At 52.6% G+C, this 23,470-nt stretch carries 23 protein-coding genes and 1 tRNA gene (1 of these 24 only partly in view); 12 read left to right on the top strand and 12 right to left on the bottom strand.

The window, feature by feature from the left end:
• Positions 1–58 precede the first annotated feature (58 nt).
• Both FW415_RS24345 and FW415_RS24340 read right to left on the bottom strand, forming a co-directional pair.
• Positions 59–1,216, bottom strand: a complete 1,158-nt coding sequence (locus tag FW415_RS24345) for a FecR family protein (RefSeq protein ID WP_246858859.1) — start codon at positions 1,214–1,216, stop codon at positions 59–61.
• 99 nt (positions 1,217–1,315) lie between these two features.
• Positions 1,316–1,897, bottom strand: a complete 582-nt coding sequence (locus FW415_RS24340) for an RNA polymerase sigma factor (RefSeq protein WP_148389685.1) — start codon at positions 1,895–1,897, stop codon at positions 1,316–1,318.
• 242 nt (positions 1,898–2,139) lie between these two features.
• On the opposite strand from FW415_RS24340, the gene FW415_RS24335 reads away from it, so the two are divergent.
• Positions 2,140–2,691 carry a dihydrofolate reductase family protein gene (locus FW415_RS24335; RefSeq protein ID WP_148389684.1) on the top strand — a complete coding sequence of 184 codons (552 nt, stop codon included), beginning with the start codon at positions 2,140–2,142 and terminating at the stop codon, positions 2,689–2,691.
• Positions 2,692–2,735: 44 nt separating this feature from the next.
• Here FW415_RS24335 and FW415_RS24330 read toward each other — a convergent pair whose 3' ends face one another.
• The gene (locus tag FW415_RS24330; RefSeq protein ID WP_168208965.1) at positions 2,736–4,574 is read right to left on the bottom strand and encodes a tetratricopeptide repeat-containing sensor histidine kinase; all 1,839 of its coding nucleotides are present in this window, start codon (positions 4,572–4,574) and stop codon (positions 2,736–2,738) included.
• Positions 4,575–4,874: 300 nt separating this feature from the next.
• Complete coding sequence (locus FW415_RS24325; RefSeq protein ID WP_148389682.1) at positions 4,875–5,282, bottom strand: helix-turn-helix domain-containing protein; 408 nt, start codon at positions 5,280–5,282, stop codon at positions 4,875–4,877.
• A gap of 92 nt (positions 5,283–5,374) precedes the next feature.
• On the opposite strand from FW415_RS24325, the gene FW415_RS24320 reads away from it, so the two are divergent.
• Positions 5,375–5,791, top strand: a complete 417-nt coding sequence (locus tag FW415_RS24320; protein WP_148389681.1) for a DUF1761 domain-containing protein — start codon at positions 5,375–5,377, stop codon at positions 5,789–5,791.
• Between the two features lie 29 nt (positions 5,792–5,820).
• The gene (locus tag FW415_RS24315; protein ID WP_148389680.1) at positions 5,821–6,180 is read left to right on the top strand and encodes a TfoX/Sxy family protein; all 360 of its coding nucleotides are present in this window, start codon (positions 5,821–5,823) and stop codon (positions 6,178–6,180) included.
• A gap of 205 nt (positions 6,181–6,385) precedes the next feature.
• Here FW415_RS24315 and FW415_RS24310 read toward each other — a convergent pair.
• Positions 6,386–6,457, bottom strand: a tRNA-Glu gene (locus FW415_RS24310).
• Between the two features lie 163 nt (positions 6,458–6,620).
• Here FW415_RS24310 and gap point away from each other — a divergent pair.
• Together gap and pgk are read left to right on the top strand one after the other, a co-directional pair.
• Entirely contained in the window at positions 6,621–7,637 is a 1,017-nt protein-coding gene (gene gap / locus FW415_RS24305; RefSeq protein ID WP_148389679.1) for a type I glyceraldehyde-3-phosphate dehydrogenase, read from the top strand.
• A 99-nt stretch (positions 7,638–7,736) separates the two neighbouring features.
• Complete coding sequence (pgk, locus tag FW415_RS24300) at positions 7,737–8,933, top strand: phosphoglycerate kinase (RefSeq protein WP_148389678.1); 1,197 nt, start codon at positions 7,737–7,739, stop codon at positions 8,931–8,933.
• A gap of 105 nt (positions 8,934–9,038) precedes the next feature.
• Here pgk and FW415_RS24295 read toward each other — a convergent pair whose 3' ends face one another.
• Both FW415_RS24295 and FW415_RS24290 read right to left on the bottom strand, forming a co-directional pair.
• Positions 9,039–10,409: a dipeptidase gene (locus FW415_RS24295; protein WP_148389677.1), complete on the bottom strand. Its 1,371-nt coding sequence runs from the start codon at positions 10,407–10,409 to the stop codon at positions 9,039–9,041.
• 272 nt (positions 10,410–10,681) lie between these two features.
• The gene (locus FW415_RS24290) at positions 10,682–11,146 is read right to left on the bottom strand and encodes a response regulator (RefSeq protein ID WP_148389676.1); all 465 of its coding nucleotides are present in this window, start codon (positions 11,144–11,146) and stop codon (positions 10,682–10,684) included.
• Positions 11,147–11,487: 341 nt separating this feature from the next.
• Between FW415_RS24290 and FW415_RS24285 the strand changes: the two genes are divergently transcribed.
• From FW415_RS24285 to FW415_RS24265, 5 genes are all read left to right on the top strand, one after another.
• A complete protein-coding gene (locus tag FW415_RS24285) occupies positions 11,488–12,066 on the top strand; it encodes a LemA family protein (protein WP_148389675.1) in 579 nt (192 codons plus the stop codon).
• Positions 12,067–12,211: 145 nt separating this feature from the next.
• The gene (locus FW415_RS24280; protein WP_148389674.1) at positions 12,212–12,661 is read left to right on the top strand and encodes a TPM domain-containing protein; all 450 of its coding nucleotides are present in this window, start codon (positions 12,212–12,214) and stop codon (positions 12,659–12,661) included.
• 6 nt (positions 12,662–12,667) lie between these two features.
• Positions 12,668–13,480: a YgcG family protein gene (locus FW415_RS25645; RefSeq protein ID WP_305764224.1), complete on the top strand. Its 813-nt coding sequence runs from the start codon at positions 12,668–12,670 to the stop codon at positions 13,478–13,480.
• 67 nt (positions 13,481–13,547) lie between these two features.
• A complete protein-coding gene (locus tag FW415_RS24270; protein WP_148389673.1) occupies positions 13,548–14,489 on the top strand; it encodes a DUF1835 domain-containing protein in 942 nt (313 codons plus the stop codon).
• A 52-nt stretch (positions 14,490–14,541) separates the two neighbouring features.
• On the top strand, positions 14,542–15,012 hold the full coding sequence (locus tag FW415_RS24265; protein ID WP_168208964.1) for a CHRD domain-containing protein: 471 nt from the start codon (positions 14,542–14,544) through the stop codon (positions 15,010–15,012).
• A 189-nt stretch (positions 15,013–15,201) separates the two neighbouring features.
• Here FW415_RS24265 and FW415_RS24260 read toward each other — a convergent pair whose 3' ends face one another.
• From FW415_RS24260 to FW415_RS24240, 5 genes are all read right to left on the bottom strand, one after another.
• Positions 15,202–16,278: a dipeptidase gene (locus FW415_RS24260; RefSeq protein ID WP_148389671.1), complete on the bottom strand. Its 1,077-nt coding sequence runs from the start codon at positions 16,276–16,278 to the stop codon at positions 15,202–15,204.
• Between the two features lie 18 nt (positions 16,279–16,296).
• A complete protein-coding gene (locus FW415_RS24255) occupies positions 16,297–17,562 on the bottom strand; it encodes a D-TA family PLP-dependent enzyme (RefSeq protein ID WP_148389670.1) in 1,266 nt (421 codons plus the stop codon).
• Between the two features lie 12 nt (positions 17,563–17,574).
• Positions 17,575–18,039, bottom strand: a complete 465-nt coding sequence (locus FW415_RS24250) for a RidA family protein (RefSeq protein WP_148389669.1) — start codon at positions 18,037–18,039, stop codon at positions 17,575–17,577.
• A 17-nt stretch (positions 18,040–18,056) separates the two neighbouring features.
• Positions 18,057–19,388: a gluconate:H+ symporter gene (locus FW415_RS24245; RefSeq protein WP_210420787.1), complete on the bottom strand. Its 1,332-nt coding sequence runs from the start codon at positions 19,386–19,388 to the stop codon at positions 18,057–18,059.
• Positions 19,389–19,626: 238 nt separating this feature from the next.
• On the bottom strand, positions 19,627–22,215 hold the full coding sequence (locus FW415_RS24240; protein WP_148389668.1) for a M1 family aminopeptidase: 2,589 nt from the start codon (positions 22,213–22,215) through the stop codon (positions 19,627–19,629).
• A 112-nt stretch (positions 22,216–22,327) separates the two neighbouring features.
• On the opposite strand from FW415_RS24240, the gene FW415_RS24235 reads away from it, so the two are divergent.
• Positions 22,328–22,831, top strand: coding sequence for an acetyl-CoA carboxylase biotin carboxyl carrier protein subunit (locus FW415_RS24235; RefSeq protein WP_148389667.1), 504 nt, complete (start codon positions 22,328–22,330; stop codon positions 22,829–22,831).
• Between the two features lie 20 nt (positions 22,832–22,851).
• Positions 22,852–23,470, top strand: partial view of a DUF4476 domain-containing protein gene (locus FW415_RS24230; RefSeq protein WP_148389666.1) — the 5' end (the start) only. 833 nt of this gene lie beyond the right edge of the window; 619 of the gene's 1,452 nt are visible here — the first part of the coding sequence; its start codon is at positions 22,852–22,854; the stop codon falls past the right edge of the window.

The following is a 23,470-nucleotide window of genomic DNA, read 5'->3' as shown; positions in this document are numbered from 1 at the left end:
TGCGTCCAACACTTCCGGTTTTGTTTTGTTGATCCGGCATAGGTTTGTTATAAAATTCTCATGGCAATACGATCAGTTTTCTTCCTTCCAGTTTAAAATGCACTTCAGATTTTTCCAATGCTGTCAGCACGCCCTTCAGGGAAACCCCTTTGGTCATTTTACCGCCGAAAGTAATGTCGGGGATGCCTTTTTCATATATGACCTCTATATCATACCAGCGTTCGAGTTGCTTCATCACTTCTTCCAATGATGCGCCGTTAAAATTAAACAGGCCGTTTTTCCAGGCCATGACCTTATCAGTATCTACCTGGTCTGCCAGTTGCGGAGCGGAGCCGGAGATCCTGCTCAACCGGGCCTGCTGGCCGGGCTGCAGGGTGATGCCGGCGGTTACAATGCTACCTTCGAGCAGGGTGGTATGGATACTGGCATCATCGCGATAGGCCTGCACATTGAAATGGGTGCCCAGCACTTTTATATAGGCGTGGTCATCTACGTTCACGATGAATGGTTGAGCGGCATTGTGCGCTACTTCAAAATACACTTCCCCGGAAATCCGCACATTTCGTTCTTTACCTGTGAATGCGGTAGGGAAGCGGATGGAGCTGGCAGCATTGAGCCAGGCAGACGTGCCGTCCGGCAGTTGGAGCCTGAACTGGCGGCCCTTTGGTGTAGTCATGGTGTTATATGCGATGGCCGCTGTTGAAGCTCCGGCAGGATCGTAGGCCAGTTGCCCATTGCGGATGATCACCTGTGTGCCTTGCTGGTAGGCCACTACGCCGTTCCCCAGGCTATCCAGCGTCACTTTGGTACCATCGGATAATGTGAGGACAGCACCTTCCTTACCAGGCGCAATATCCGCTGTGGTTGCCTGTGCCGCGGTTTCCGGGGCCGGACGGGTTTCCCGGTTGTAGATACCCGCAACGACCGCCAGCAATAATACCGAAGCGGCAGCCAGCCAGTATAAGCGGAATGAACGCCGGGGTTGTACCTTGTCCACATCCAGGATGTTCCGGACAGCCTGTTCCCAGTAAGGGTCAGGCGTGCCTTCTGCCGTGGATATGTCTGCCTGCCCGCTGAAGTAGATATTGGCTTCCTCCGCAAGGCTGCCCTGCTCGTCTTCCGTGATCAGTTGCCGCAGCAAACGGGATTCTTCTTCTGTGGCAACGCCATCAGTGAGCTTTTTCAGCAATTGACGTATGACTGTTCTGTCAGACAAAATATCATCGTTTTGAAGGTGAAATAATAGTGATATAAAAAGCCCCTACATATAAAGTCCCGCGAAAGAGGATTAAGGACCAACGGGACCCGAAAAAAATCAATAGAAAGTAAAAAGCAGGAGCGGCAATACGATGCCATGGTCGCGGAGATGGTCACGAATGAGCTTTCCTGCCCGTACCAGGGTGTTTTTGACCGTATTCGGGGAAAGTCCAAGGTTACCGGCAATTTCCGGTATGCGGAGCCCTGACTCGCGGCTGAGCAGGTAGATCCTTTGTGTTTGGGGCGGCATCTTGCGGATCGCCTCCCGCACCAGTCTGGATGTTTCCGCGAAGAACACGGCTTCTTCGGCATCATTGGTAGTGGTGACGGCTTGCAGTTGCTGTTGTTTGCGCTTGTGGAGCTGCTGCCGCTCTACCCAGGTGAGGGAACGGTTATACATGACGCGATAGATCCAGCTGGCGGGGGAACTGATCTCCGGTAATTCCTCCCGTTTGAGCCAGATATTGAGGAAGATGTCGTGTATGATATCATTCACCACAGCCTCCTGCTTCACGATCTTCCGGATCACCAGTTGCAGTTTCGGCAGGTAACGGTAGAACAAACGCTCAAACGCCGCTTCATCGCCCGTAGCGATCAGGGCGAACAGCTGTTCGTCAGTATATAAACTATTATCCTTCAATTATTTTGCAGCAGAATGTTCCTGTAAACATAATGGAATTTTGGCAAACCCTTTCAGGGGCGCACCGCAGCTGCCATTTCTGACACCTTTTATGTTTGTATAACAAATCGTACCCGGGTAGGTGAAATTCAACAACGGCAAATTTACATTTGCCAGAAAACCCCTCTTTTTGTCGCGGAACACCCAAAAATGTTTAATGCCATAGCTTACTTTTGGCTATCGTCTTCACAAAAACAAATAAAATGAGAACTGTATCATTCGGTATAAACATCAGCATAGATGGCTACTGCGATCACACCATTGGCAATCCAAGTGAGCAGCTGCTTGATTATTTTACAGGAACGATGGATGATGTTGACCTGTTCTTTTTCGGGCGTGTCATGTACCAGCTCATGTTTCCCTATTGGAGCGATGTTGCGAGGGATCAATCCGGTACAGCAGGTGAAAACAGGTTCGCGGAAAGGCTTACCGCTATCGACAGGGTTGTTGTTTCCCGATCATTGGACAGCGCTGATGAAAATACACGGATAGTCCGTAGCAACCCTGCCGCAGAACTCCTGAAACTGAAACAGCTACCCGGTAAAAAGATTTCAGTAGACAGTATAAGCCTGCTTCCGGAGTTGATTGCAGCGGGCCTTATCGATGAATTTAATCTGGTGGTCCATCCGGTGATCGTGGGAAAAGGAAGACGATTGCTGGATGCCGGAAGTCTTCAGGAAAAACTTGAGTTAAAGTTGACCGATACCATACATTTCAAATCCGGATGTGTGGCGCTTCATTATGTGAGACGGTGAGGGGGAGATGACCACAGTTCCATTGAACTGCGCGGGTCAGGTATTCAGGCCGTTTCCCTCGACAGCTCAACAAAAAAGGTGCTGCCGCTACCCGGGGAGCTTTCGCACCAGATGGAGCCACCATGCGCTTCTACGATCTGCCGGGAAATAGATAGGCCAAGACCGAATGATTGTTCTCCTGCTGTGCCAGTCCTTCCTGATATGGTGAACATGTCGAATATCTTATCCTTCATCTCTTCAGATATCCCGATCCCCTGATCTTCCACCCTGATTTGCACTTTACCCGTCTTGACTTCCAGCAATACCTGGATGCGCGCGCCATTTGGGCTGAACTTGATGGCATTGGTAATGAGATTACTGATCACGCGCCATATCTTCCCCCGGTTTACATGGACGGTTACGTGTACTGCCGTCAACAGTAGCTGCTGCATTTTTTCCCTGGCTTTGAAATGCAGCAGCCCTACACAATATTCCAGGAGCTGGTACATGTCTACCGGTTCTTTTGCAAGCTCTTCGGCACGGGTATGCATGAGCAACAGATCGTTAACAAGTTCCAGTGAATTTTCCCCGGAGGTCTTGAGCAGGTCCAGCATCATACGGTCATTTTCGCTGCGGGGGCCATCTTCCAGCATCAGGTTCGCGATAGATGTCATGGCGCCTATAGGGTTGCGCAGGTCGTGCGCCACTATTTTGAGCATCTGGCTATTGTCCGCCTGGCTTTGTTCAAGCGCGTCCAGTGTATGCTGCAGCTGTTGGTACTGGTCTGATATGGTTTTATGCATACGACGCGAGCGCCTGTACAGATAGTAAATGAAAGCGAGCAGCAGTATTGTGACGGCGCATATGCCCGCCAGCAGCCATATTTGGGTAAGTTTGTTCCGGTTGCTGGCTTCCAGCAAGTGGTTTTTCTCCCTGATCGCACTATAAGCGGTGTAATCGCCGATGAATTTTTTCAGGTTGTTGTTGTCCGCCTCCAGTGCAGATGTCATCAGTTTTTGCACATGGATGATCTGATCTTTGTCACCAACCAGCTCCGTGTTTGCCAGGATGACTTGCAATAATTGCAGGATGAAGTTTTTGTAGCCGTTTTTCTCTGCGATCCTGTGGGCGGGCGTATAGTATGCCAGTACGCTATCCGGGTTGTTTTTCAGGCAATCCCCGTATAGCATCAGCGTCCTGATCTCCAGGTATTCCATTCCTGTACTGCGGGAGTGGTCAAGCACCTCCCTGATCAGCGGTAGTGCTTCTTCGGTGCGGCTGTTAGCTACCAGGTATATGGGAAATACGAGCATGGACAAGGACAGCATGGGCTGGTCATTATACTTCTCCGCGTTAGCCCGGGCTTTGGCCAGGTAGTGCCGGATAGTATCTTCGGGGAGCTGGGGATTGTCTATGCAATAGTTGAGGTAGAGCAGTGTCTGAATGCTGTCCCCTTCCAGTTGCCGCCCCAGCTCGAAACCCTGGCTGGCAAAGCTGATAGCCTTTGCGCTGTCGGCCATGTCTGTGTAGATGATTGACATATTAGAGAGCACCTGGGCAACATTGGCGGAATCACCCATGTTCCGGTAGGCCATCAGGCATTTATGGAGTAGTTCCAGCGCTTCCTTATAAAGTCCTCTAAAGTACAATGCGGCAGCAATCACGTTATCAGCATCGGTTTCGCCTTTGTTGTACTGCAGCCTGGCTGAGAGTGCTTTTGCCGTCATGCCGTAGTAAAAGCAGCTGTCAACGTCTTTCATGTAAAAAAGGATACCGATGCGGTTAAGCTTGTCGGCAAACGCGATGCTGTCTTTGATGGAATGCAACTGGTGTTGCTCGTTCCTGATCGTTTCGGATTGGGCGAGAACACTGTTTCCTGAATAACAGCATAGCAGGCACAACACGATTAGGGGTATCGGTTTTGAAAGGTTCATGGGATGATGGTCAAGTCCACCGTTAATTTAAGGTTTTTTTATGGGAAAGTGGGCGGGGGAGGGGGGAACTTGGTCCTGTTTGGGATGCGGCGTGCGTTGATGCCCCAATTTATGTGGTATCGTGATTTGGCAGGTTATCGGGATCCCCTATCTTCAATTTCCCGTTGTGCTCCCTTGGCCAATTGATTTTCTTATTGAGATCCGGTCGATTGCGGGTGATCCTGTGTAGTGTTGGTTGCATAGGTTCAAGGATGGAAGTTGATAACATCCTTACTTAACCTTCTTCTTCAGCGCTTCACTCAATTCTTTAACCACGGAAAATTTGTCTTGCCGGATTTTTTTCCCCAATTCACGGCGGGGAGAATTTGCATTGTATTTCGCTCCCCAATCCATGATCTCTATAACGATCGGCAGCAGGTCAGCACCTTTTTGGGTCAGGCTGTATACAAACTTCGATTTATTGGCAGGCGATGTTTCCTTGACCAGTATTTTTTCTTTTTCCAACACGCTCAGCCGGTTAGCCAGGATATTGGTGGCTATTTTTTCCTCCGACCCCAAAAATTCACTGTAGGAAACTTTCCCCCGTAACATAATGTCCCTGATAATCAATAGTGACCACTTGTCGCCAAAAACATCCAGCGAACAGCTAATCGGACAATCAGATCTGTTCTTTTCCATAAGAAAACAAAATAGTTCTTGCAATTTGCAATAACTTATGTATTTTAGATATTGCAAAATGCAAGTGCAAAATAAACTTAAAATCTGACTATATGGACATTAAAGTGAATTGGCTTGCTGTGGTTTTAGCCACGGTCGTTGGAATGATCTGTGCTAAAACCTGGTATATGAAAACCGCATTCGGGCCGGTTTGGAGAAAATTGACCGGTATCAGCGAAGCCGCATCCCAAAAGGCGGGCAAAAGACCGATCATCATCACGTTGTTCGCAAATCTCATTACCGCGATAGTGTTATCTGTTTTGATCCATGCAGGCAGCGTTGCTTTCGGAGCAAATAACGTTGGTGTTGCCCTGCTGATCGGCTTCCTCACGTGGCTGGCATTTTCCGCAACAACGCTTGTCACGCACAACGCCTTCGAACTGAAGCCGGCAAATCTGACCTGGATAAATAATGGCTATCAATTGATCCTGATGCTGAGCATGTCACTTGTTATCGGGGTTATTGAATAGACGCCAGTACTTTTTAAAATATTGTTACCATGGCATTTGATCAGCGCCTGGCAGACCGCGTCAGGGAATATCTGCATGCTATAAAGGGGTTGCAGTTGTCGGAAAAGAAGGTATTTGGGGGATTGGCTTTTATGGTCAAGGATAAAATGTGCGTGAATGTCTCCAAAGACAGGCTAATGTGCCGTTTTGATCCTGAGTTGACGGAACAGTTGTCGGAAAAGACCGGTTTTCTGCCCATGATCATGAAAGGCAAAGAACTTAAAGGCTACTGCTACGTGGCGCCAGACGGATATAAAAGCAGAAAGGATTTTGAATTTTGGATCAGCCTGTGCCTTGATTTTAATGACGAAGCAAAATCATCGAAGCGCGACCGGCCGAAAAAAAAGTAGTAAGTATGGAAGCGCGATTTTCTGGTCGTGCCAGGCGGTGATGCAGGTTGCTGCCGTAAGCGCAGCTTTGGATAGACGTATGGAGATGTGTTGAGTTTAACAGGCAATGGAATGAGCAGTATCGATATCTGAAGAGTTATGATTGCCGCCGTGAATATTTGCATGAAAAGGGCTGCTCATATTGAACAGCCCTTTTGGATTTTCGTACCGCGTACGGGAGTCGAACCCGTCATTCCTCCGTGAAAGGGAGGCGTCTTAGCCGATTGACCAACGCGGCATTCCCTCATTTGGGATTGCAAAGGTATAATCCCTTTCATAATTTCCAAAAAAAATCTTTTTAACAGCCTCCACAGCCCCCGCGAAAAATAGCTATTGATTAATCCCCGCCAACCTCGTAATTTTGGCCTTCAATTTTTTTCATCTACAAACTACAGTGTAAAATGGGAACTTCTCTCAAAATTGGTATTAATGGTTTCGGTCGTATCGGCCGCTTGGTTTACCGCCAGATCTATAACATGCCCGGTATCGACGTAGTGGCGATCAACGACCTCACAAGCCCCGCAGTCCTCGCACACCTGCTGAAATATGACTCCGCGCAGGGTCGCTTCGGCCAGGACGTGAAGCACAGCGATAACGCCATCTCCGTAAACGGCGAGGAAGTGAAAATTTACGCTCAGAAAGATCCTTCCCAGATTCCCTGGAAAGACCACGGTATCGACGTTGTGATCGAATGTACCGGCTTCTTTGCCGATAAAGACAAAGCGGAAGCCCATATCAAGGCCGGCGCCAAACGCGTTGTGATCTCCGCTCCCGCCACCGGTGACCTGAAAACCGTTGTCTACAACGTAAACCATGATATCCTCGATGGCAGCGAAACCGTGATCTCCTGCGCGTCCTGCACTACCAACTGCCTCGCACCGATGGCAAAAGTGCTGAACGACAAATACGGCATCGTGACCGGTCTCATGACCACTATCCACGCCTATACGAACGACCAGAACACCCTGGATGCCCCGCATGCCAAAGGTGACCTGCGCCGCGCCCGCGCCGCCGCAGCCAACATCGTTCCCAACAGCACCGGCGCAGCCAAAGCCATCGGCCTCGTACTGCCCGAACTGAAAGGCAAACTGGATGGCAGCGCCCAACGCGTTCCCACCATCACCGGTTCACTGACTGAACTGACCACCATCCTCAAAACAAAAGTAACCGCCGAAGAGATCAACGCAGCCATGAAAGCCGCTGCCAACGAATCTTTCGGTTATACGGAAGATGAGATCGTCAGCACAGACATCGTTGGTATCAACTTCGGTTCCCTCTTCGATGCCACCCAAACCAGGGTAATGACCCAGGGCGACATCCAGATGGTGAAAACCGTATCCTGGTACGACAATGAAATGAGCTACGTTTCCCAGCTCGTTCGCACCGTGAAACACTTTGCTGGCCTGATCAGCAAGTAATAACGGTCTTGATGATATTTACCAACCCTCCGCGAAAACGCTGCTTTCGGCGCTTTACCGGAGGGTTTTTGCTTACCTTCCTCACTAAATGCCTTTATTATGAGCAAGTTCTCCGACCACAACTTCGCAGGGCAGAAAGCCCTCATCCGTGTGGACTTCAACGTGCCGCTGAACGACCAGTTCGACATAACGGACGATAACCGCATGCAGGCGGCCGTTCCCACCATTCAGAAAATCCTGAAAGACGGCGGCGCCGTGATCCTCATGAGCCACCTGGGCCGCCCCAAAGACGGTCCCACCGACAAATACTCCCTCAAACACCTCGTCACCCACCTGATCAAACTGCTGAACGGCACTACCGTGAAATTTGCGGAAGACTGCGTAGGCGAAGTAGCTGAGAAAGCCGCTTCCAGCCTGCAAATGGGCGAAGTGCTGCTGCTGGAGAACCTCCGCTTCCACAAACAGGAAGAGAAAGGCGACCGTGCCTTTGCGGAACAGCTGTCCAAACTGGGCGATGTATATGTAAACGATGCCTTCGGCACCGCACACCGCGCACACGCTTCCACAGCTGTGATCGCGGAATTTTTCCCGGCCGGGAAGAAAATGTTCGGACTACTGATGGAAGGAGAGACCAGCAGCGCCGAAAAAGTGCTGCACGACTCCGAAAAGCCTTTCACGGCCATTCTCGGCGGCGCAAAGGTGAGCGACAAAATTCTCATCATCGAGAACCTCATGAACAAAGCCGATAATATCATCATCGGCGGCGGCATGGCCTACACCTTCCTGAAAGCACAGGGCAAGGAGATCGGCAACTCCCTCGTGGAAAACGATAAGCTTGACCTCGCCAATGAACTGCTGGCCAAAGCCAAAACCCTCGGCGTACAGCTGCTCATCCCCGTGGATTCTGTTGCGGCGGACAAGTTCGCGGAAGATGCCAATACACAGGAAGTATCTAACGACAATATCCCCGCCGGCTGGATGGGGCTGGACATCGGACCCCAATCCGTACAGCTTTTCAGCGACGTGATCGCCGCCTCCAGAACCATCCTCTGGAACGGCCCCATGGGCGTTTTTGAAATGAAACCCTTCCAGGGCGGCACCAAAGCCGTTGCGGACGCCATCGTGAAAGCCACGGCCAGCGGCGCTTTCTCCCTCGTGGGAGGCGGTGATTCCGTGGCTGCGGTCAATAAATTCGGCCTCGCCGAGAAGGTAAGCTATGTATCCACCGGCGGCGGCGCCATGCTGGAATACTTCGAAGGCAAGGAATTGCCCGGCATCGCTGCCATCAAAAAATAACAGCATCAACAATAACAGAAGGGCTGAACGGAAAGCAGGATCATCCTTGCTTTTAGTTCAGCCCTTCTTGTCAAAAGCCGGAAGCCGCTACGGCATCCGGGACTATTATTTGGACATTTCCGCAAAATACTGATGGAAATAAGGGATCGTTTCAATGCCCTTGTAGAAGTTCTCCAGCCCGTACTTCTCATTCGGTGAATGGAGATTGTCGCTATCCAGCCCAAAGCCCATCAGCACCGTTTTCAGCCCAAGCACTTTTTCAAACAGCGCTACAATAGGAATGCTGCCGCCGCCGCGTACCGGTATAGGCTCCTTGCCGAATGTGGTAGCCACCGCCTTGCTGGCCGCTTTGAAAGCAATATGGTCCGTAGGCGTAACGTAGGGGGAACCGCCATGGTGGGCAGTTACCTTTATCGTTACGGATTTCGGGGCTATCTTCTTGAAATGTGCGGCAAACAGGTCGGAGATCTGCTGCCAGTCCTGGTTAGGCACCAGCCGCATGGATATCTTCGCAAAAGCCTTTGAAGGCAGCACCGTTTTGGCGCCTTCGCCCGTATAACCGCCCCAGATGCCGTTCACCTCAAGCGTGGGGCGGATGCCCGTCCGCTCGATGGTGGTATATCCTTTTTCTCCCCAAAGCTCATTCACACCCAGATCGGCCTTGTATTCCGCTTCATCGAACGGCGCCTTGTTCAGGTCTTCCCGCTCTTTGGCGCTCAGTTCCAGCACGCCGTCATAGAATCCGGGGATCGTTATGTGATTGTTATCGTCATGCAGGGATGCGATCATTTTCGCCAGAATAGTTGCGGGGTTGCCCACCGCGCCGCCATATACGCCGGAGTGCAGGTCACGGTTCGGGCCGGTCACTTCCACTTCCATATAGGCCAGGCCGCGCAGGCCGGTATCCAGGGAAGGGTTTTCCATACTGATCATGGAGGTGTCCGAGATCAGCACCACGTCCGCTTTCAGGCGCTCTTTATTGTCCTTCAGGAAAACGCCCAGGTTGTTGGAACCCACTTCTTCCTCTCCTTCGATCATGAATTTGATATTGCAGGGCAGTGTATTGGTTTTGATCATGGTCTCGAATGCCTTCACATGCATGTAGAACTGTCCTTTGTCGTCCGCACTGCCGCGGGCGTAGATCTTGCCATCCTTGATCACCGGCTCGAAAGGAGGGCTGGTCCAGAGATCCAGCGGATCGGGCGGCTGCACGTCGTAGTGGCCGTACACCAGTACGGTAGGCAGGGAAGGGTCAACGATCTTTTCGCCATAAACGATAGGGTGGCCGGCAGTAGGGCAAACCTCCACCTTTTCGGCGCCGGCATCCACCAGTCTTTGTTTTACGGCTTCGGCACAGCGTTTAGTGTCCTCATTATGACGGGAGTCCGCGCTGACAGAAGGGATCCGCAACAGTTCCAGCAACTCGTTCAAAAAACGGTCCTTGTGCTGAGCCTGATAATCTTTCCAAACTTGCATGATTGAGCTATTAAACGTTTATGAATGAGCGCAATTTAACGGAAAATGGAAAAGTAGCCCGTGTTTTTATGGGAAAAGGCAGGTTGGGCGGATGAAGAAGATAAGTTGGGGGCCGGGCGCGGGGGCCGCTGACCGGGGCCGCCGTTGCGTCGCACACTTCAGCAGCAGTGCGGGTGAAAAGCAGGTAACAGGGGAGCTGTGGCAAAGGTAAATATACCATAAGCAGGAAGCAGGGCGCATAAAAGCGGGGACCGGGAGCCGGCAGGGCGTAGTTAAGAGATCAGCTTCTGCCGCAGCAGGAACTCCAGTTTCTCGTTCACATCCAGCAATTTCTCCGTTAACTCCCGGTTTTCCTTGCGGAGGGAATACACCTCGTACGCCTTCTCTATATTATGGCGCAGCTCCTCATCGTTCCAGGGCTTGGAGAAATACTTGTACACCTGTCCCTTGTTGATAGCATCAATAACAGCATTGATGTCGGCATAGCCGGTAAGCAGGATCCGTATGGGCTCAGGATATTTATGCAGGATCGATTCGAAGAACTCGATCCCCGTCATGCGGGGCATGCGCTGATCCGATATAATGATGTGAAACTCATGGTCTTCCAGCAATTTGTAAGCATCCTCGGCAGATTCAGCCGTCTGTACGGTATAGATTCTCCGGAAGGAAGCTTTGAACGCGTTCAGGTTATGTATTTCATCATCAATATAGAGGATGTGAATGTGTTGTGCACTCATTATAAAACGCAGTAGCTTAATGTAATATAATAAAAATAAATGAGTTAGAAACAATGAAAATTTCCATGAATGTATCAATCAAACAAAATACAATTGTGCATTCCGATAACAGGCTCCGGTATAATAACTCCCTCTTTTATTACCCGGAAATCGATGCCAAACATAATTATTTTTTGTTATTCACCCGGGGGATTTTGGTTGACCGTTGCGAGTTGTTTGGTAAGCGCTGGAACTTAGCCGGTTAACGCGATGTTATTTGAAGCTAGTTTTTGCGCTTTCCGTTATTTCTTGTAGGTTTGATTATACCCGTAACCTAACATTATTTAAAAAACAACAGAAAAATGAAAACAGGCATCATTGTAATCATCGTCCTCGTACTGGTGGGATTTTGGGGTTGCAGCAGCTACAATGGAGTGGTAAAGAAAGACGAAGTAGTGCAAAAGGCATGGGGAAATGTGGAAACGCAATACCAGCGCAGGGCGGATTTGATCGACAACCTGGTGAGCACTGTGAAGGGCTCCGCCAAATTTGAGCAGGAAACCCTCACCGGTGTTATTGAAGCGCGGGCCAAAGCTACTTCCGTGCAGGTGAATGCGAACGACCTCAGTCCTGAAAAGATCGCCCAGTTCCAGCAGGCACAGGGAGAACTGTCCGGCGCACTGAGCCGTCTGCTCGTCAGCGTGGAACGATATCCCGAACTGCGTACCACCGAGCAGTTCCAGACGCTGATGGCGCAGCTGGAAGGCACGGAGAACAGGATCGCCGTGTCGCGGAACGATTTCAATACAGCCGTGAACGCATATAACAGCAGTGTGCGCACCTTCCCCACCAACCTGGTGGCCGGCCTGGGCGGTTTCCAGCAAAAAGGCTATTTCAAGGCGGCGGAAGGCTCTGACAAAGCGCCGAAAGTCGAATTTTAATCACCGGTTTTGTTGATCCGGTGCCCCATCGGCAGCCGGAACGCTCACCGGATACAAATTTTAACGGCTCTCCGGGATATAAGCAGGGATATCGCTCACAGCAGCGCCCCGGCCTGTATCCCGGAAGCATATTGATCATTGAACCATGTTCCCATTTAAAAAGAAGGAACTTTTTACAGAAGACGAGAAAACGCGGATCGTGCAGGCCATCCGCCATGCCGAACGGCTCACCTCCGGTGAGATCAGGCTGTTCGTGGAAAGCCGCTGCAAGTATGTAGATCCGATGGATCGCGCAAAGGAAGCATTCCTGTCCCTCGGCATGGAAAAAACCCGGCTGCGGAACGGCGTATTGCTGTACCTCGCCATGCGCGACCATCAGTTCGCCATCCTGGGAGACCAGGGTATCCACGAAAAAGTAGGTAACGACTTCTGGCAACAGGAAGCCCTTTTGCTCAAAACGCACTTTTCCGGGAACAGGATCATCGAAGGAATCGAGGTCTGTGTGAAAGAGATCGGAGAATCCCTGTATCATTATTTTCCGTACGAATCCGGTGATCAGAATGAACTGCCGGACGATATCGTGTTCGGAAAATAATAAAGAATGGTTCACAAGCAACAAACAATGAAGTTTACCCGCTGGTTATTATTATGGACGCTCGTGCTGATCGGGTCTGGTGTACAGGCGCAGAACGAGGACTGGATGAAGAAGCCCGATCCCCCGCGCCTCGTAAACGATTTTGCGAATGTGCTGGTGCAGTCCGAGATACAGGAACTGGAAAGAAAACTGGTAGCGTATAGTGACAGTACCTCCAACCAGATAGCCATCGTGCTGATCAAATCCCTGGACAACTATGATATTTCCGAGCTGTCCCTCCGCATTCTGCGGGATTGGGGCATCGGTACGGAGAAGAATAACGGCATCGTCATCATGGTGGCGATGAAGGAGCGACGGACCAGGATAGAAGTAGGGTACGGGCTGGAAGGCGCTGTACCGGACGCCATTGCCTGGGGGATCGTGGATAAGGTATTGAAGCCCGCCTTCCGGCAGGAGCATTACTACCAGGGGCTGGATGAAGCGGTGGACAAGATCATACAGGCCGCAGCCGGCGAATACCAGGGCGTTCCGCGCAGCAAACGCGGACCCGGCGGAGGAAATATCATCGGTATCATTATCATCGCCCTCATCATCCTGTTTATCATCGGAGGCCGCGGTGGCGGCGGAAGAGGCGGTGGCCGGGTGATCAGCCGCCGTGGGGACAGCATCTTCGGGGGCATCCTCGGAGGCATGATCGCCGGCTCTCTTGGCGGCGGTAGCCGTGGCGGAGGATTTGGAGGCGGTGGCTTCGGTGGCGGCGGTTTCGGCGGCTTCGGAGGAGGCTCCGGCGGCGGTGGCGGCGCAAGCGGAAGCTGGTAATACAGTGATCAATTTCAGGTTATGGATTGATCGCTGAATGTTCAATCTGTAACTGAAAATTGTAGATATGATATTGCATATTCTCAATGGGGATGCAACCCGTGAAATATTCGAACAAAGCGGCCTTGAAGGTGATATGATCGTATGGCGGGAAATGCTCTGCGAAGGCAAAGCTCCGGCAACGGAAGAACTGCCGCGCTTCTTCGAGGAAAGAGCGGCTCACCTGCAGCAGGTGTATGGTCTCGACCGCAAAACTTACCTGGATACGATCGGCGAAGATTACAAAAAGCTCGGCAAAGCATCCAGCTACGACGAGGTGGTGCTTTGGTTCGAGTTCGACCTTTTCTGCCAGGTCAACATGCTGTTTGTGCTCTACTACCTCAAAAAACTCAATCCCGCCTTACCACCCGTCAGTATCGTTCAGCTGCACAAGCACCCGGAGGTACCGAACTTCCGCGGTTTAGGCATGTTGCGGCAGGAGCATCTGCCCCCCTTGTTTGAACAGCGGGTGTACCTGCAGGAGGAAGACTGGCAACTGGCCGCTGACGCCTGGGAAGCCTACCGCTCCGAAGATCCGCTTGCACTGGAACAGCTCAGCTACCATCGTACCGAACGCCTGCCCTACCTGGGCATAGCTTTGCAGGCACATCTGAAACGCCTTCCCGGCAAAGAGAACGGCCTGAATGCCGTGGAACATTTTTTCCTGGACCGGCTTTCCCTAGGCAAACTCCGCGAACGCGACCTGTATTACCAGTTCTGGGATGAGCTGAAGATCTACGGCTTCGGGGATTTTCAGCTCGATATCTACACACAGCGCCTCCAACGCGCCGGTGTGGTGCAACGCAACGATGAAATGTTGTGCCTTACCGGTCTCGGCAAAGAAATACTGAATGCAGAAGAGAACTACCTGTCCTTCGCCTGCCAGGATAATATCTGGATAGGCGGGATTCCGCTGGAGCATACCCCCTGGCGCTGGGATGACGAAGAAGGCAAGGTGGTGCATTCCTGACCCGGGGCAACCTTTCCCGCACCCCGCCCGTATTCTCCGGAAAACGAGCGCTATGAAAAATTTGCATTCCCTTGTATTCATTACCATGGGCCTGTTCTGTCTGCTGGCCGTAGCCTGCAGGAAGGACAAAGATGATGACAATCTCTACAGGGCTACGAATGCCCCCATCACCGGCGCACAGGAGAGCCCGGCGGTAACCACAACAGGCTCCGGCAGCTTCAATGCCACCTACAACCCCGCCTCCAAAGAAATGAATATTACCATCAGCTGGCAGGGGCTTACCGGTAATGCTACGCTCATGCACATACACGGGCCGGCAGACCGCGGTACGAATGCAGGAGTGCTGCAGAACTTTGCCACACTGTTTGCCGCCGCGCCTTCGGGCAGTTTTTCCACCAGCTTTGTGCTCAACGGCACTACCCAGACGGAAGCCGATCTGCTTGGGGGAAAATGGTACGTCAATATCCACACCGCCGCCCATCCCGGCGGAGAGATCCGCGGACAGATAGAACTGACGAACTGATCAACGGAACTTCCTTTCCAATTTCTGGTATATAAAAAGACGAACGGGAGATCGCTCCTGTTCGTCTTGCTGCAAAAATGCCGCTTACATCTTTCGCCTGCCCCCACTCCGGGCAATTCATCGTACTGGCGCCGGATATCAGTCGGGTTCACACCGTCATGTTTATTCATTGTACCGCTGTTAGATAACTCAGCTCCAGGTATCCAGCAAAAAACGGATCCAGTTACGGGAGGTGATGTTATCGATATCTTCAGCGGTAAACCCTCTGTTCTGCAGTATCTCCGGCAGCTTTTGCAGATCTGCTATCGTGTTCAGGTCTTTCGGCGTCTGTTCTGTACCAAAGGCACCGTCCAGGTCAGACCCTATGGCAGCATGACGGCTGTTGCCCGCCAGCTGGCAGATATGATCGATCTGATCGGCAATATGCTGCAGGGAAACCCCGGTCTGTTCCGGTGTGCTTTTGCCGCGCTCCCAGCCGGGTATCAGCATCCAGGCATCGAAGGCGGTGCCTATCACTGCACCGCGCTGTATCAGCAGGGAGAATTGCTCGTCGGAGAACTGCCGGTTATGCGGCACAATGGTACGGCTGTTATGGTGGCTTGCCCAAACGGGACCCGTATAATGGTCCATGGCTTCGTAGAATGACTTGTCGCAAAGATGCGTGGCATCGAGGATGATGCCGAACCGTTCCAGTTCTTTCAGCAGCGCACGGCCTTTTGTGCCCAGCCCGCCATCCGCATCAGTGCCGTAAGCATATACTCCGGGACCGTAATGGGCAGGTCCCACTGCCCGCAGGCCGGAAATATATGCCTTCTCCACACAGGCCAGTTCAAAGAAAGAATCAGCGCCTTCCAGGCTGAGGATAAACCCTACCGGCAGCGAACTGGTATCTGTAGCTGTTTCCCATAGTTTGATGTGGGTGGACAGTTCGGCGGCATTGGTGATCTGTTTCATTTCGCCTTTGGCTTCCATGGCCTGGTACCAGGCCAGTTGCCCCTGTGTCTGCGCCCAGGCCTGCTCCTGCGAGTGCCAGCCCGGCAAGGGGTTATCCAGCCCCACATACCGCGCGATCTGTGTGGCTACGCACAAGCCAACGCGGCCTTTCCGCATTTCAGGCAGGGAAACGGTGCCATGCCCCCGGTCCGGTTTATCATTCATATGCTTCTCCCTTTCACGGATGGCATTGACGGATTTGGTGAGGTCACGGTTCCATTCCAGCGCATTCATGCCGAGATCGAGATGCGCATCAAAAATTAGTGGCTGCATAGGTTTAAAGGTTAGTGGTTACAGCAGCTTCCGTCCCCTGGCAATGGGCCAGGTATCCGTGAGGATGCCGTTCTCAATTATTTGTGCCTCGTTGTACAGGGCTACGGTGGGGCAAACATGCCAGGGCGTGCCGTACAGTACGTCGCCCACCTTGAAGCGGCCGGCCAGCGGTGTTTTTACAACAAGATGTTCTTCACTTTGGGAGATCACTTCATATTCACCAAGCTCATGGAAGAAAGCCCTTTTGGTGATGGGGTTTTCAGCCGATACGGCTTTATGTCCCAGGTCCAGCGTCATATGCCCTTCCTGCGGTTTCGAGATCACGCGGGTGAGCAGCAGCGCTGCCGTAATGAATGGCTGGTCGGGCAAAGTGCTGCCGTAACCTTCGTCCCATAGTACGCAGGTACCGGGGCTGCAGGTCAGCCGTACGCCTTTGTGCCCGGAAGCGGCGGCATCCTTTGCCTCAGCCGTTTCCGTATTTCCGGTATCGGCGGCTGCGATCTTTTCCCACGCCTTCAGCCGGCTGGCATGCACGGGAAAAGTAGGGGAGCCGCCCGCAATGATCTCCGCTCCCGGCATCCGGGCGGCGAGCGCGGCTACCACTGCAAATGCGGCCTCGCATTTTTCCGTGCGCACCGCAAGGTCGGTATCGCGGATATGGCCGTCGTATGCATGCAGGCCGAGGCATTGTACATGCGGGAGGGACTGCAGTTGTTCGTACAGCGCGAATACCTTTTCCGGCGCCAGCCCCGTTCTGTGCATACCGTTATCAATATCGATATAAACATTGGCCACGGCGGCGCTTTCCGGCGCCGGTACGGTGCCAAAATGATCGCGGGGAGGATGATCGATATCATTGAGCAGATGACCCGCGGCAAACTGGTCTCCCGGCGGGCTGAAGATTTTGTTCAGCAGCATGGCCGAATCAAGATTGTCTACCAGTGAGGAGAAGCGGGACTTCGGATACTGTTTTGCCAGCAGCGCAAATTGCTCCGCAACGGGCGTGGTCAGCTGATAGGCCATGAGAATGTCCTGCGCGCCTGCTTCCGCGAGCATCAGCGCTTCTGCAAAAGTAGCGCACTTGAAACGATGGATACCTTTATCAAGCTGCATTTGCACGATGGGTTTCATCTTGTGCGTTTTCACATGGGGCATCAGGTGCCCCGGACCGCCGGCTATGGCGATCATCCTGTCGATATTCATTTCCACCTGCTGCGGATACACCAGCAGGGCGGGGGAAGCCACCGTGTCCGGGTCTTTGAGGTGATACCAGTCTGCCTGCATCTGTATATTGATTTAGTCTGCCAGTTCAAAAACAGCTTCGATCTCCACGGTGATATTGTCCGGAAGAGAGCCCATGCCCACCGCACTTCTAACGCCTACGCCGTTATCCGGTCCCCATACCTTTGCGAACAATTCGCTGCAGCCGTTGATCACGTAGGGGTGTTTGCCGAAATCCGGTGTAGCGTTCACCATACCCAGTACTTTGATCACCCGTTTGATCCGGTCCTGGGAGCCAAGCTGGCTGACCAGTGTGGAAAGGATGGTGAGGCCAACCTGTTGTGCCGCAAGCTTCGCGCCATCTGCATTTACTTCCAGTCCCGCTTTTCCGAACAGTAAGGAACCATCGTCCAGCACGGGGCCGTGGCCGGAAACATACACGAGGTTGCCCACGATCAGTAATGGTTTATAAACGCCTTTGGGAGCGGGGCAGGGGGGAAGGTTCAACCCGAGCGCTGCGAAATTTTCTGCTGCCGTCATCTGATTTTTGCTTAAAGTTATCCAATAAATAGTTCCAATGCCAACACCCCCAGTAATCCGCATACGGAAACGATGGTTTCCATGACGGACCAGGTGGCGAAGGTCTGTTTCAGGCTGAGGTTGAAGTATTCCTTGAACAGCCAGAAACCGCCGTCATTCACATGGGAGAACATCAGGCTGCCCGCGCCGATGGAGAGCACCATCAGTTCCGGATGTACCACTTCCTGTTGTATGAGGGGCAGCAATATGCCTACGGTCGTTAACCCTGCAACAGTGGCCGAGCCTACACAGACCCGGATCACGGCCGCGATCGTCCAGCCAAGCACCAGCGGTGATACCGGCAGGTCTTTCAGCGCTTCCCCGATATAGGTGTTGATGCCGCCGTCTTTGATCACCTGCATGAAAACCCCTGCACCGGCGATGATCAGCATGACGGGCGCCACATCTTTTAACGCCTGTTCTATGGATTTCATCACCGTTTTCATGGGCTGTCCGCGGCGGACGCCCAGGAAATAAATGGCCGCCAGTACGGAGAGCAGCATGGCGATGTTGGGGTCGCCAATGAAACGAAGCGCTCTGGTCAGCGCGGTTCCTTCCACCATCAGCGGCGCCAGGGCCGTGGTGAGCGTTAGCAGGATAAGCGGGAGCAGGGCCGTAGCGAGACTGATCCCCAGCCCCGGCATGTCCTTCTCTTCCCGGAAAGTAATATTCAGCAGGCCCTGTTCGGGTGTTATATTCATTTTACGGAGGCTGCGGCCGAAAACCGGGCCGGCCAGGGCAATGGTCGGTATGGAAATGAGCAGCCCGTACACCAGCGTTTTCCCGATATCCGCGCCCAGCTGCTGGCTGATGGCGGTAGGGGAAGGATGCGGCGGCAGAAAACCGTGGGCGGTAGATAATGCGGAGATCATCGGGATGCCGAGGTACAGCAGCGGAAGGCGTGTAGACATGCCTGTGGCAAAGATCAGCGGCACCACGATCACAAAACCGGCGGTGTAGAACATCGGGATGCCCACGAGAAGACCGGCCAGTGCCATTCCCCACTGGATATGCCGGATGCCGAAGATGCGGATCATGGAAGAAGTGATCTGCTGTGCGGCGCCACTGTCGGCCACCAGCTTGCCCAGCATGGCGCCAAAGCCCAGGATGGTGACCAGCGAGCCAAGCGTACTGCCGATACCGTTAGATATGGCCGAGCCAATTTCGGGACCGGACATGTTGCAGGCCAGTGCCAGGATGATACTGACGATCAGAAAGGAAATGAACGTGTCCAGCTTCACCCACAGGATCAGGACGATCAGCAGGAGGATAGCGGCTACAGCATATATCAAGGGCAGGAATGCTAACATGAGACAGTGGAATTTGCTCAATATAGCAAATCATGTTTAAAACTGAAAACGCCTGGAGGTTTGTTTTCTTTTGCTGCATGTTTTGGTATAGCGGCGCCGCAAAATATTCCTGTATGCCTTGGGGATACAACGAAAACAGGCAGCTCCCGTTCCCGGAAACTGCCTGCTGACAGTAAGGTGAATGTTCAAGTGTGCGACGCAACGGCGGCCAGGTAAAGCGCCGCCGCTGACGCCCATATTATTCTTCGCTGGAACTTGCTTTGATCTTCGCGGCTGCCTGTTGAGCATACTCCGCTTGCTTCGTCAGTTCCGCTTTCAGCGCGGCATCAGCTGTGGCGGCTTTGCTGTGTTTTTTCTCCGCCATCGGCGCAAGCAGGTTGATGATATAGTTGTTCACCCAGGTATTGTTAAACCCGGTGACAACGTCCACCACCTGGTCGATGCCTTTGGTGACCAGTTCCGTATCGTCCACGTTGGCCAGGATATTCAGGTACATGATAGCGGCGCCGATCTTTTCCTGTCCGCTCGTTTCCTCCAGTTGCTTCGCAAAGAAAGGCACATCGGCGATATTGCCGTTCCGGGCATATACATTGGCGATACCGCTGCTCAGCAAACCTTTTGCATCTTTTTCCATGGCCTTTGCCAGGCTGTACGCTTTGGTCATATCCAGTTCGGCGAGGGCATTCAGCGCAATGCCTTCCACCATATAGGAGCGGTCTTTCAGCGCAGCTTCAAAGAGCGGCGTATATGCCGTGTCTTTCAGCCTGCCGAGCTGTCTCAACGCGGCTGCGCGCACCTGGGAATGTTTATCGTTCTTCGCAAGGTCCAGCAGGATGGGCAGGGCGGCGGTCTTCACGTCATTGTTATCCAGCTTCAGGCCATCGACAGCAAGTGCGCGGAGCCCTTCATAGGGGTCTTTCAGTGCAGCGATTGCCGTAGCGCGGGCGCCGGCATTGCTGGTCTGCTGTTTCAGGCAGGCCTCAATAGCCTCGCGGCGGTCTAGGTACTGCGGCGCATTTTTATACTGGAATACATAAGTGTTCAGGTCCCGGCGGTCCGTTTTCCTGAGGATCAGCACCTTGTCCGCGTCCACATTGATGAAATCCGGTTTGCCGTTTACAGCGAACGAAAAGGTATCGGCTTTCTCGGTCAGGCGGATATTGTGGCGTTCTTTTTTGCCGCCGGTGTACACATCTACCGTGATGGGGAGGTCGAACACCTTTTCACCCTTCTGGGTAAGGATCACTTTGGCGGTACCGGCCTGGCTGTAGTCGTAGTTGATATCCAGCGTGGGATACCCCTGGCCGAAGTACCACTGGTTGAAGAACCAGTTCATATCCTGCCCGGTCACTTCTTCCATGGCCAGGCGCAGGTGATGCGCTTCCGTGGCTTTGAAGGCATGTTCTTTCAGGTAGAGATTGAGCGCTTTGAAAAAGGCGTCATCACCAACGTAATTGCGCAGCATATGCAGGATGCGCCCGCCTTTCTGGTAGCTTACCTGGTCAAACATATTCTCCTTGTCGTGATAATGAAAGCGCACCAGGTGGCGGTCGCCCTGGTATTCCGCCATTTCCAGGTAGCTGTTGAGGGCGCTGTAGGCATGTTCATCCGCGGCGTCTTTGCCGAATTTATGTTCGAACCAGAGGTATTCACTGTAATCCGCGAAGGACTCGTTCATGGTGAGGTTGCTCCAGGATTCGCAGGTAGCCAGGTCTCCGAACCAGTGGTGGAACAGCTCATGCGCGATCACGGATTCCCCGAGACGGTCATCATCGTCCAGCAGCTCCCGGTCGGTCTTCTGCAGGAAATCGCCATGAATGGTGGCGGTCGTGTTTTCCATAGCGCCGGACACATAGTCCCGCACAACGATCTGGGAATATTTCACCCAGGGATAGTCGTAGTCCAGGAGTTTGGAAAAGAAGGTCATCATTTCCGGTGTGTTGCCGAAGATGGCTTTGGCGTGGGGCGCATATTCCTTCTCCACGTAGTAGTTCACCTGTTTATCGCGCCATTTGTCCTTTACCACGGCAAAGTCGCCCACCGCCATCATGAAGAGGTAGGGGGCATGGGGAAGGTCCATCCGCCAGGTGTCCGTACGGGTGCCGTCCGCATTGTTTTTCTGGCCGGCCAGCCGGCCGTTGGAGAGGGTAACGTATTTTTTATCCACCGTCATGCTGATCTCCGACGTGGTTTTCTGATTGGTCTTGTCGATCGTGGGGAACCATACGGAAGAAGCCTCCGTTTCGCCCTGTGTCCATATCTGGATGGGCTTTTTGGGATCTTTGCCATCCGGATTGATGAAATACAGGCCTTTGGCATCGGTAATGGCGTTGCTGCCCTTTACTTCCAGCTCATCGGGCTTGGCGGTGTATTCTACAAATACCGTATATGATTCCGTGTTCTTGTAGGTTTTATTCAGCTGGATGCGGATCTGCTGGCCGTCGTATGCATATTTCAGCGGGGTTTGCCGGGCCGTTCTCAGCAGCAGGTCTGTGGGAGCGGTTTTGCCGGTGTTGCCCGTCTGTACAAGCGATACCTGTTTCAGGTCCATGCCCTTGGCATCCAGCGTAAGGCTGTCCGTGGGATAGAAATGCGGTTTCAATACGATCCAGGCTTTGCCATGGAGGTAGCGTTTGGCGTAGTCGAATTTCACATCCAGTTTTGTATGCACCAGGTTATTGATCTTGGTGGGGGTTGCCCGATAGATGCTGAGAGCCGGGTCCTCCTGCCGGGCGCCACCGGTCTGGGCCAGCACCCCTGTGCAAAGCCCTGTGAACAGGAGGCCGGCCAGTAAAGTGCGAATAGATGTCTGAAAATGATGATGCATGCAATTGTTATTTAGAACAAAAATAGCCCCTCACTGCGTGGGGAAGGGTCAAATTTAAACAAATGGCCCAAATACGACGCAAGCGGTTAAAATTGTTATTTTTGGAATTGTAATGATGATCAAAGCAATAGTGAACGGCGCCCAGCCGTTCGAAATAACCAGCCCGGCGGACGGGATATCCTGTAACGGCAGGAAAACGGAATGGAGTGCTGAAGCCCTGCCATCAGGCGGTTACAGCATTCTGATGGACGGGAAAAGTTACGTGGCCGAGGTCGTGAGAACGGACCGGGACACGAAAACGGTCACGCTTCAGCTGGGGCAGCGCCTTTTTGAGGTGAAGCTGGAAGAGCCGATGGACCGTCTGCTGGCGGCAATGGGTATTTCAGAAGCCTCATCCCGCAAGCTGAACGATATCAAAGCGCCGATGCCCGGCATGGTGCTGAAAGTGCTGGTTTCACCCGGACAGGCCATCAGCAAGGGAGATCCGGTGCTGATCCTGGAAGCCATGAAGATGGAGAATGTATTCAAAGCCCCCTCCGATGCGGTAGTGAAAGAAGTGAAGGTCACCGAACGGAAAGCAGTGGAGAAAGGGGAAGTATTAATTGTGCTGGAATAATATTTGTTAGTAGTAACGTTATGTATCGATCCAAATTAAAGCTGTTATATCTTTTCTGTTGCCTTTTGGTGGCCGGTGGCCTGTCTGCGCAGGACCAGGCGCATTTCGTGTATATCCAGCATGAGCAGCAGCAGCCGTTTTACGTGAAGCTGAACGGGAAGGTGGTCAGTTCCTCCTCCAGGGGGTATGTGATCCTGTCAAAGCTGCCCCAGGGGAAAGTGCCGGTGACCGTCGGTTTTCTGAAGAACGGGATGCCGGAGCAGGAATATACTCTTCGTATTACCGGGCAGCGGGATTATGGTTATCTGCTCAAGAACACCGGGGATAAAGAATTTGCATTATATGATCTGCAGACCTTTGCGACACTGAATGCTGCCGGTGGCGGTGCAGGTGTGGAAGCGCCGCAGGAAGAGGTAGTGGTGACGAGGTTGTCTGATGATACGGCCAGTGAGGAAACAAAAGCGATGATGGACAATGTGCAGGCAGATGTTCAGGCAGCATTGACAAGGGCTTCCGGTGATACCGCTCCTCCTCCATCCGGAAAGAAGAGCAGTTTTGCCGAAGCGCTGGATAAAGTGGTGAAAGACGACCGGCCGGATGATATGCCGCTGGAATTCGCGCAGCCTAAAGCCGCTGAAC

The sequence above is a fragment of the Chitinophaga sp. XS-30 genome (assembly GCF_008086345.1).
GTDB lineage: Bacteria > Bacteroidota > Bacteroidia > Chitinophagales > Chitinophagaceae > Chitinophaga.
The sequence above is the reverse complement of the archived record's forward strand: the minus strand, read 5'-3'. Positions and strand labels throughout refer to the sequence as shown.